Raw genomic sequence first — 3391 nt, 5'->3', positions numbered from 1 at the left:
TGTCCGGCGGTGTCCTACTCTCCCACACCCTCCCGGGTGCAGTACCATCGGCGCTGGAGGGCTTAGCTTCCGGGTTCGGAATGTAACCGGGCGTTTCCCCTCCGCCATGACCGCCGTAACCTTATCAACATGTCAAACACAATCCGCACCAACACCAACGTGTCGGGGTGTGTTTGTTTGTTGTGAGTTACACAGTGGACGCGTAGCAACTTTGATAGTCAAGTCCTCGGCCTATTAGTACCGGTCAACTGAACCCGTTACCGGGCTTACATTTCCGGCCTATCAACCCAGTCGTCTAGCTGGGGGCCTTACCCCACCAAAGGTGGGTGGGATACCTCATCTTGAAGCGAGCTTCCCGCTTAGATGCTTTCAGCGGTTATCCCTTCCGAACGTAGCTAACCAGCCGTGCCCCTGGCGGGACAACTGGCACACCAGAGGTTCGTCCGTCCCGGTCCTCTCGTACTAGGGACAGCCCTTCTCAAGTATCCTACGCGCACGGCGGATAGGGACCGAACTGTCTCACGACGTTCTAAACCCAGCTCGCGTACCGCTTTAATGGGCGAACAGCCCAACCCTTGGGACCTGCTACAGCCCCAGGATGCGACGAGCCGACATCGAGGTGCCAAACCATCCCGTCGATATGGACTCTTGGGGAAGATCAGCCTGTTATCCCCGGGGTACCTTTTATCCGTTGAGCGACACCGCTTCCACACGCAAGTGCCGGATCACTAGTCCCGACTTTCGTCCCTGCTCGACCCGTCAGTCTCACAGTCAAGCTCCCTTGTGTACTTGCACTCAACACCTGATTGCCAACCAGGCTGAGGGAACCTTTGGGCGCCTCCGTTACCTTTTAGGAGGCAACCGCCCCAGTTAAACTACCCACCAGACACTGTCCCTGAACCGGATAACGGTCCGAAGTTAGATACCCGAATCAACCAGAGTGGTATTTCAAGATTGCCTCCCCCCATACTGGCGTATGAGGTTCACCGGCTCCCACCTATCCTACACAAGCTAACTCAGATACCAATGTCAAGCTATAGTAAAGGTCCCGGGGTCTTTCCGTCCTGCCGCGCGTAACGAGCATCTTTACTCGTACTGCAATTTCGCCGGGCCTGTGGTTGAGACAGTGGGGAAGTCGTTACGCCATTCGTGCAGGTCGGAACTTACCCGACAAGGAATTTCGCTACCTTAGGATGGTTATAGTTACCACCGCCGTTTACTGGCGCTTAAGTTCTCCGCTTCGCCCCGAAGAGCTAACAGGTCCCCTTAACGTTCCAGCACCGGGCAGGCGTCAGTCCATATACATCGAATTACTTCTTCGCATGGACCTGTGTTTTTAGTAAACAGTCGCTTCCCCCTGCTCTCTGCGGCCATACAACGCTCCACCCGCGCGGGGCTTCACGTCTCCGGCCCCCCTTCTCCCTAAGTTACGGGGGCAATTTGCCGAGTTCCTTAACCACAGTTCGCCCGATCGCCTCGGTATTCTCTACCTGACCACCTGTGTCGGTTTGGGGTACGGGCCGCTAAGAACTCGCTAGAGGCTTTTCTCGGCAGCATAGGATCACTGACTTCACCTGAATCGGCTCGGCATCACGTCTCAGCCTACATGCGCCACGGATTTGCCTATGGCACGGCCTACACGCTTACCCCGGCACAACCACCGGCCGGGCTCAGCTACCTTCCTGCGTCACCCCATCGCTTGACTACTACCCGCCAGGTTCCCACGCTCCCCATCATCAACCCGAAGGTCTCAAACAGTTTGGGTGGTTAGCACAACGAGGTTCATCAGGGACGCTCTTTCGCGGGTACGGGAATATCAACCCGTTGTCCATCGACTACGCCTCTCGGCCTCGCCTTAGGTCCCGACTCACCCAGGGCGGATTAACCTGGCCCTGGAACCCTTGGTCATCCGGCGGAAGGGTTTCTCACCCTTCTTTCGCTACTCATGCCTGCATTCTCACTCGTGCCGCGTCCACAACTCGATCACTCGGCTGCTTCACCCCCGGCACGACGCTCCCCTACCCATCCACACACCTGCACAAGAAACCCGAAAGAATCCTGCGAAGCACACGTGTGAATGCCACAGCTTCGGCGGTGTACTTGAGCCCCGCTACATTGTCGGCGCGGAACCACTTGACCAGTGAGCTATTACGCACTCTTTAAAGGGTGGCTGCTTCTAAGCCAACCTCCTGGTTGTCTGTGCGACCCCACATCCTTTTCCACTTAGCACACGCTTAGGGGCCTTAGCTGGTGATCTGGGCTGTTTCCCTCTCGACTACGAAGCTTATCCCCCGCAGTCTCACTGCCGCGCTCTCACTTACCGGCATTCGGAGTTTGGCTGATTTCGGTAAGCTTGTGGGCCCCCTAGACCATCCAGTGCTCTACCTCCGGCAAGAAACACGCGACGCTGCACCTAAATGCATTTCGGGGAGAACCAGCTATCACGGAGTTTGATTGGCCTTTCACCCCTAACCACAGGTCATCCCCCAACTTTTCAACGTTGGTGGGTTCGGCCCTCCACACGGTCTTACCCGCGCTTCAGCCTGCCCATGGCTAGATCACTCCGCTTCGGGTCTAGAACATGCGACTCAAACGCCCTCTTCAGACTCGCTTTCGCTACGGCTCCCCCACACGGGTTAACCTCGCCACATGCCACTAACTCGCAGGCTCATTCTTCAAAAGGCACGCCGTCACCCCTCAAGGCTCCGACGGATTGTAGGCGAACGGTTTCAGGTACTATTTCACTCCCCTCCCGGGGTACTTTTCACCATTCCCTCACGGTACTCGTCCGCTATCGGTCACCAGGAAGTATTCAGGCTTACCAGGTGGTCCTGGCAGATTCACGGCAGATTTCAGGAGTCCGCCGCTACTCGGGAACATCCATAGAAGACCAGCTGCTTTCACCTACCGGACTTTCACCGTCTACGGTCGGCCATTCCAGACCATTCGACTAACAACTGGTTTTGTAACTTCTTCGATGAGTGTCAGCTCACCACACAGAGTCCCACAACCCCGACCACGCAACCCCTGACAGGTATCACACGCAACCGGTTTAGCCTAAATCCGCTTTCGCTCGCCACTACTCACGGAATCACTATTTGTTTTCTCTTCCTACGGGTACTGAGATGTTTCACTTCCCCGCGTTCCCTCCACACACCCTATGAGTTCAGGTGCAGGTGACATCACATGACTGATGCCGGGTTACCCCATTCGGACACCCTGGGATCACAGCTCGGTTGACAGCTCCCCCAGGCCTATCGCGGCCTCCCACGTCCTTCATCGGCTCCTGGTGCCAAGGCATTCACCGTTCGCCCTTGACAACTTGACCACAAAGATGCTCGCGTCCACTGTGCAATTCTCAACAAACAACCAACCCACAACCCACAGCGCG

2 rRNA genes are annotated in these 3391 nt (G+C 56.4%); both read right to left on the bottom strand.

Annotated elements, in window-relative coordinates:
- Position 1: 1 nt before the first annotated feature.
- Positions 2-118: ribosomal RNA gene (rrf, locus tag ABZ738_RS32495) — 5S ribosomal RNA — on the bottom strand.
- Positions 119-214: 96 nt separating this feature from the next.
- A 23S ribosomal RNA gene (locus tag ABZ738_RS32490) occupies positions 215-3328 on the bottom strand.
- Positions 3329-3391 lie beyond the last annotated feature (63 nt).

This window comes from Micromonospora sp. NPDC047793 (genome assembly GCF_040642635.1).
Lineage (GTDB): Bacteria > Actinomycetota > Actinomycetes > Mycobacteriales > Micromonosporaceae > Micromonospora.
This window is presented reverse-complemented; position numbering and strand designations above follow the sequence as displayed.